Annotated in this window: 7 protein-coding genes and 1 riboswitch; all 7 genes read right to left on the bottom strand. The window is 36.4% G+C overall.

Annotated elements, in window-relative coordinates:
* Positions 1-11: 11 nt before the first annotated feature.
* Positions 12-557, bottom strand: a complete 546-nt coding sequence (locus BZK14_RS11415; protein ID WP_077926603.1) for a CbrC family protein — start codon at positions 555-557, stop codon at positions 12-14.
* A 130-nt stretch (positions 558-687) separates the two neighbouring features.
* Positions 688-3,441: a valine--tRNA ligase gene (locus BZK14_RS11420; RefSeq protein WP_077926604.1), complete on the bottom strand. Its 2,754-nt coding sequence runs from the start codon at positions 3,439-3,441 to the stop codon at positions 688-690.
* Between the two features lie 188 nt (positions 3,442-3,629).
* Positions 3,630-4,052 (bottom strand): DUF2059 domain-containing protein, encoded by a 423-nt coding sequence (locus tag BZK14_RS11425; RefSeq protein ID WP_077926605.1) that lies wholly within the window; start codon positions 4,050-4,052, stop codon positions 3,630-3,632.
* Between the two features lie 80 nt (positions 4,053-4,132).
* A complete protein-coding gene (queF, locus tag BZK14_RS11430; protein WP_077926606.1) occupies positions 4,133-4,615 on the bottom strand; it encodes a preQ(1) synthase in 483 nt (160 codons plus the stop codon).
* A gap of 3 nt (positions 4,616-4,618) precedes the next feature.
* Positions 4,619-4,663: riboswitch (PreQ1 riboswitch) on the bottom strand.
* 19 nt (positions 4,664-4,682) lie between these two features.
* On the bottom strand, positions 4,683-5,630 hold the full coding sequence (locus BZK14_RS11435) for an AEC family transporter (RefSeq protein ID WP_077926607.1): 948 nt from the start codon (positions 5,628-5,630) through the stop codon (positions 4,683-4,685).
* A 121-nt stretch (positions 5,631-5,751) separates the two neighbouring features.
* Positions 5,752-6,288: a hypothetical protein gene (locus BZK14_RS11440; RefSeq protein ID WP_077926608.1), complete on the bottom strand. Its 537-nt coding sequence runs from the start codon at positions 6,286-6,288 to the stop codon at positions 5,752-5,754.
* A 159-nt stretch (positions 6,289-6,447) separates the two neighbouring features.
* On the bottom strand, positions 6,448-6,724 hold a 277-nt coding region (locus tag BZK14_RS11445; protein WP_143691463.1), incomplete at its 5' end, for an inner membrane CreD family protein.

Below are 6,724 nucleotides of genomic sequence, written 5' to 3' on the forward strand. Positions count from 1 at the left end.
AACCACCAATCTTAATCGCAATCTATGTGTAGTTTATGCTGGCCACACTTCACACATTGAAATAAATACCCCACAACAGATCCATCTTGAGAAATATATTGGAGCATTTCGGATGAATATCCTCTTCCTGAATCATCCAAATCCTGCTTAATCTCATTATAAAATGGTGCAATCATTTTTGTATCTGTATAATCTATAAATGCACAAGGCTCATTGCAATGTGTTAACCACTTTTCTTGTTGCCATGAAAAATATGAAGGTGTCCTTGAGCAGATCTCATCGAGCAAATTAGCATCGATCATTGGCTCAGGATCATCAGGATTAGGCGAAACACCTTCTATTCCACAATAATCATTGAATGAACCATCATACTTGGCTGCCGCAGAACCAGCTACAATACACCAAGGACACAAATAATCAGGATCATCCACACTATAAAATGAACCAACATATTTTAAATCTCGTACTTCGTTACATACAGAGCATCTACCTAGCTCTTTGACAAAAAGATCTAACTCATAAACATTAGGATGATATTTAAATTTAGGTAAATCCATTTTGCCTCCTTAATTATTTAATTAATCTAATAAATATATTTCACGCAGGCTGTGCCATATTTAGCAATTTCTATTTTTATAGCAAAAGCCCTGCTATCGCAGGGCCATGTATTATTAAACTATTAAAAGATTACAAAGCTTGGATTTTTACTAACTGCTGATTCAATTCAGCCAATGTATTTTCCATATCAGCTAATTTCTCACGCTCTTTAGCCACAACAGCTTCAGGTGCTTTAGCAATGAAGCCTTCATTAGATAACTTCCCTGCCAATTGCTGAATGCTTGGTGCTAATTTAGAAATCTCACGATTCAAACGTGTTAATTCTTGTTCCTTATCGATCAATCCCGCCAATGGAATCATCAAGCGCATTTTTCCCACAACAGCAACTGCTGATTCTGGCGCATCACCATGACAAGCTACCAATGATTCTAAACGCCCCATTTTCAATAGGAACAATTCATTTTCAGAAATACGACGCTGATCTTCTGCTGATGCATTCTCATATAACACAGGTAAAGGCTTGCCTGGTGCAATATTCATTTCTGCACGAATACGACGAACTTCTAATAATACAGATTGCAACCAAGCAATGTCAGCTTCCAATGCTTCATTACGCACATCCATTGATGGATATTCTGCAACGATCAAACCATCAGTTTGTTTGAACTGAGGCGCAATCACAACCAACTGCTGCCAAATCTCTTCTGTAATATAAGGCATGAATGGATGTAACATTTTCAAAATCGCATCCAATGTAAACATCAATGTATGACGCGTTGCTGCTTTTGCTTCATCACTGAAATCACCATTCAAGATTGGCTTAGTTAATTCTAAGTACCAATCACAGAATTCATTCCAGATGAAGTCATACAATGTTTGTGTTGCTAAGTCGAAACGATATTGTTCAATATGACGCTCAACTTCTTTATTCACATAAGTTAAACGAGATAAAATCCAATGATCGATGTGTGAACGTGCAGCAGGATTATCTGCAATCAGCTTATCTTCTGCATTCATGAATACGAAACGCGCAGCATTCCAGATTTTATTACAGAAGTTTGAATAACCTTCAACACGACCAACATCAAAAATAACATCACGACCATTCGTTGCTTGCGCTGTAAATGTGAAACGTAATGCATCCGTACCATAAGCTTTAATGCCTTCTGGGAAGTTTTTGCGAGTTGATTTTTCAATACGCTCTGCCATTTGTGGCTGCATCAAACCTGAGGTACGCTTTTTCACCAAGCTTTCTAAATCAATACCATCAATCAAATCAATTGGATCTAAAACGTTACCTTTAGATTTACTCATCTTTTGACCATCTTGGTCGCGCACTAAACCGTGGATATACACTTCATGGAAAGGAATTTCCTGCATGAAATGTTTACCCATCATAATCATACGTGCAACCCAGAAGAAGATGATGTCAAAACCAGTTACCAACACAGATGTTGGATAGAAAGTTTTGAGCTCTTCTGTATTTTCAGGCCAACCTAAAGTTGTGAACGGCCACAATGCTGATGAATACCAAGTATCCAACACATCTTCATCTTGTTTTAATGGGCGATCATCCAAATTATATTTTGTGCGCGCTTCAGCTTCATCATGCGCAACATAAATATTACCTTCTTCATCGTACCAAGCTGGGATTTGGTGCCCCCACCATAATTGACGAGAAATACACCAATCTTGAATGTTATTCATCCATTCGAAATATGTTTTTTCCCAGTTTTCAGGTACAAATTTAATTTCGCCTGATTTAACTGCTTCGATCGCAGGTTTTGCCATAGTTTTAGCATCAACATACCATTGATCTGTTAAATATGGTTCGATCACTTGGCCAGTGCGATCACCACGAGGAATTTTTAATGTATGCGGTTCGATTTTCTCTAATAAACCTGCTGCTTCAAAATCTGCAACAATCCGTTTACGTGCATCAAAACGATCCATCCCACGATAAGCTTCTGGCGCTTCGTCATTAATTTTGGCATCGTCTGTTAAGATGTTGATCATTGGTAAGTTATGACGCTTACCCATTTCATAGTCATTAAAATCATGCGCTGGCGTGATTTTAACGCAACCAGTACCAAATTCTTGATCCACATAATCATCTGCGATGATTGGAATTTGGCGCCCTGTCAATGGTAAATCAATCATTTTACCAATCAAATGCGTATAACGTTCATCATTAGGGTTTACCGCAACAGCTGTATCACCCAACATTGTTTCAGGACGAGTTGTCGCAACAATCATTACTTCATCAGTGCCAGCAATTGGGTAACGTAAATGCCACAATGACCCCTGTTCTTCTAATGATTCAACTTCGATATCTGACACTGCAGTTTTCAAAACAGGATCCCAGTTCACCAAACGCTTACCGCGATAGATTAAACCTTGATCGTATAAATCTACGAATGTTTTCTTAACAGCCTCAGATAAGCCTTCATCCATTGTAAAACGCTCGCGTGACCAATCAGCACTTGCACCCATACGGCGAAGTTGCTGCATGATTGCACCACCTGATTGCTCTTTCCATTCCCAAATTTTTTCAACAAATTTATTGCGACCTAAATCATGACGCGTTAATCCTTGTTGATTCAATTGACGTTCTACAACCATTTGCGTTGCAATACCTGCATGATCCGTACCAGGTTGCCACAGAGTATTATCACCTTTCATACGATGATAGCGGATTAATACATCCATAATCGTATCTTGGAAAGCATGCCCCATGTGCAAAGTACCTGTGACGTTTGGTGGTGGGATGACGATACAATAAGCAGGCTTTGTCACATCACCTGATGCTTTAAAAAAACCGTTAGATTCCCAAAATCCGTACCACTTTGATTCAATTGCACTTGGCTGATATGTCTTTTCCATAATATTCCGATAAAACCGTAGTTAAAAATACTAAAAGTTATCATTCTAGCACTTCCACTTAAACAAACACAATGATCTTGTCAGCATTTATAAAATCAAGTTGATAGCCTAATATATAGCTTATTTTATACATAAAAAAACCTACGAAATAATCTTTCGCAGGCTTATGAAATCCAAGATCAATAAATCTATTTAGATAAAATCTCTTGAATTTTCTGAGCAACGCCCATTCCCCACTGCTGGCCAACAACCATAGACTCTTGCATAATCATAGGTTGTTTTTCAACTAATTTTTTACCTGCAGGAGATTGATAGAATTCTAAGAATGCTTTGACATCTTCCTCAGTAAATTGCTTTTGATATACAGGCACCAACAAATCAACTAATTGATCAACTTTAAATTCTTTCTGAACTTCTGCAATTTGAGCATCTGTTGCTCCTGCTGCTTTTAATTGAGCCAACAATTGATCAAAAACCATCGTGCCCATTTCTGCTGCACCTGTTTCAACAATTAATTGCTTAATGCTTTGCTCTGAAGCTGTTTGTGCAAATACTGCAGAAGAGAAGATTAGTGATGAACCTAAACATACGGATAATAATAATTTTTTCACGATGTTTTTCCTTAAAATAAATAAAATGCCAGTAGGCGAAAATATTATATCAACAATATTTTATAAAATTGTAAAGGAAATTATCGGTTATCAATTTTTTCAGGATACAAATCATGATTCAATAAACGTGTTTCAGCAAATTCAGCCCAGCGACTATTTGGCATGCCGTAATTCACATAAGGATCAATAGAAATACCACCACGCGGTGTGAATTTACCCCAAATTTCCATGTATCTTGGTTGCAATAAACTCACTAAATCTTTCAGCATTTTATTCACGCAATCTTCATGAAAACTGCCTTCATTGCGGAAACTGAATAAATATAATTTGAGTGATTTGCTTTCCACCATTTTTTGATCAGGAATGTAGCTGATATAGATTGTGGCAAAATCAGGTTGGCCAGTCATCGGGCATAATGCCGTAAATTCAGGGCAGTTAAACTTCACAAATGTATTGCTTTCAGGATGCGCATTATCAAATGCTTCCAAAACAGCAGGATTATAACGATCAGAATATTCTGTTTTCTGATTGCCAAGTAAAGTTAAACCTTCAGTATTTGACATAAAAACTCCTTAGTTTTTTTGTGTGGGAGGATTTCGAACCACAATGGAACGGTAATATGCTAATGAATCATGGCATTAAAAGCAAAATAATTGGTGTTGTGATAGCTGATAACAGAGTTGACAATACAATGCCCGATGCAACTGCATCCTCGATTTCTTTGAATTTCAAAGCCATTAAATAAACATTCATGCCTGCTGCCAATGAACCTAAAATTACGATCGCTTTAGTTTCAAATGCAGACAAACCTAAAGCTAAAGCGCATAACCAAATGACCAGTGGATGCAACACTAATTTAAAGAACACCAAAAATATGCTGACTTTTAGGCTAGAACCAATGCGATATTCCGCTAAACCCATGCCAAGCACTAATAAGGATAATGGCGCAACCATATCTGAAAACATCGAAATCGTTTTGCCTGCAAATTGCGGAATCGGCAATCGAACATAACTTGCCAATAAACCAAGCATGATCCCGATTACAACTGGATTTTTCAATACGCCTTTAAAGGTCGCCACCATTCCTCGCACGGAAAATGAACCATGATCCGCCCATTCGATTGAGAAAGAAACCAAACTCCATAACAACAATGCATTGAATGAGATGATCATTGCAGAAACTGCAATCGCATCATCGCCCATAAAAAGCATTAAGATCGGGATACCGATCATCACGTTATTGGCAAAGATTGTGCCCACACCAAATACAGAACTTGCCCGTGATGTCAGCTTTAAAGCCTTTTTAGAAAAGAAATGTGCAATAAAAAAGAGAATAAAAGAGCCACCGAAATATGCCAATATTAACTTGGGATCAACATCTTCTTGCTCATGGAATTTGCTCATTACACCAAAGAGCATAATAGGGATGGCTAAATTAAATAAAAACTGTGTTAATCCTCGTGTGAAATCTTTCGGCCATTTCCTAAATCGCACCAGGTAATAACCTAGTCCGATCAATATAAAAAATGGCAATAATGCGTAAATTTGCTGAAAGAATGAATAAACAAAAGAAGACATATTAAGAATAACTCTGCAATGAGAATGATTATTCTAATGTAGCAAAGAATAAGCAAAATAGAAGAAAGTTTTTGGTTTCTTGATGTGCTTTGTCATTCTCATACAGAATCAAACTTTAGGGTTAATCATAAAAAATTTCCCAATTATTATTACCTCGATAAATAACATCATCAAAAGGTGTTAACAACATTGTTCGATAAGATAACTGATAAACTTGCGTCATTAAAGGCTCATTTTCAGGGATTTTCGCAGGCAATAAATAATAAATAAAACGCATTTGATACTTTGAATATTCTGTATTAATGCCATTGATAAATTCACGCTCAGGATATTTTCCATGCTCTTGTTCATATTGCCGTATGAGATTAACAACATTTTCTCTAGTTTCAATTTGCTTAATTTGCAGATATTGCCCATAACCATAAAATACACAAAACACTAATACATATATCCCTAAACGAATTAAGCTGGTTTTACGTTTATCTTTTTTAAATATTGCAGTAAACAACCAAGTAATTGAGCTAATAATAAGAAGTAATACAAATACATAGCTAAATATATAAACATTCAGCGTTAAAAATAAAATAATTCCACACAAAAATAATGTAGAAAAATACTCCCAAATAATATTAATACCTTTACCAATAGCTTTTAACATTGCTGTGAACCTTTTATTATTGTTATTTATTCAAACCAAAGGGCTGATAACTTTATCACCCCCTGTATTTTACTGCTTTATTTCGTTTTATGCTTTAAATGAAACCTCAAGATAAATGCTCGGAGTGCTTGTTTCATTGCTCGATCTTCTCGTAATCCTCTAGTTCTCATGATCATTCTCCTCTACTTTTCTTCTCTTAATAACAGAACTTGTTTGTGATAATGCATACCAATCCACATTTCTTGTGAGAATCATCGTTGCGCTGATTGCCAAGAACAGAAAGATTGAGCCAAGTAATAAGCTGTATTCTTCGCCATTCAACAAGATATATAACGTGATGTATAACAACGCCAATAATCCCGCAAAACTCAGTGATATTTTTTTATCTTTCAATACGCTGTGCATGTAATAAGTGATGAGCCCAATACACGATAAT

This window comes from Wohlfahrtiimonas larvae, from assembly GCF_002006755.1.
GTDB classification, from domain to species: domain Bacteria; phylum Pseudomonadota; class Gammaproteobacteria; order Cardiobacteriales; family Wohlfahrtiimonadaceae; genus Wohlfahrtiimonas; species Wohlfahrtiimonas larvae.

Coding starts and splice junctions, on each gene's coding strand:
- BZK14_RS11435 (WP_077926607.1), bottom strand. CDS start 5,630: ATGTCTTCTTTTGTTTATTCATTCTTTCAGCAAATTTACGCATTATTG.
- BZK14_RS11420 (WP_077926604.1), bottom strand. CDS start 3,441: ATGGAAAAGACATATCAGCCAAGTGCAATTGAATCAAAGTGGTACGGA.
- BZK14_RS11440 (WP_077926608.1), bottom strand. CDS start 6,288: ATGTTAAAAGCTATTGGTAAAGGTATTAATATTATTTGGGAGTATTTT.
- queF (WP_077926606.1), bottom strand. CDS start 4,615: ATGTCAAATACTGAAGGTTTAACTTTACTTGGCAATCAGAAAACAGAA.
- BZK14_RS11415 (WP_077926603.1), bottom strand. CDS start 557: ATGGATTTACCTAAATTTAAATATCATCCTAATGTTTATGAGTTAGAT.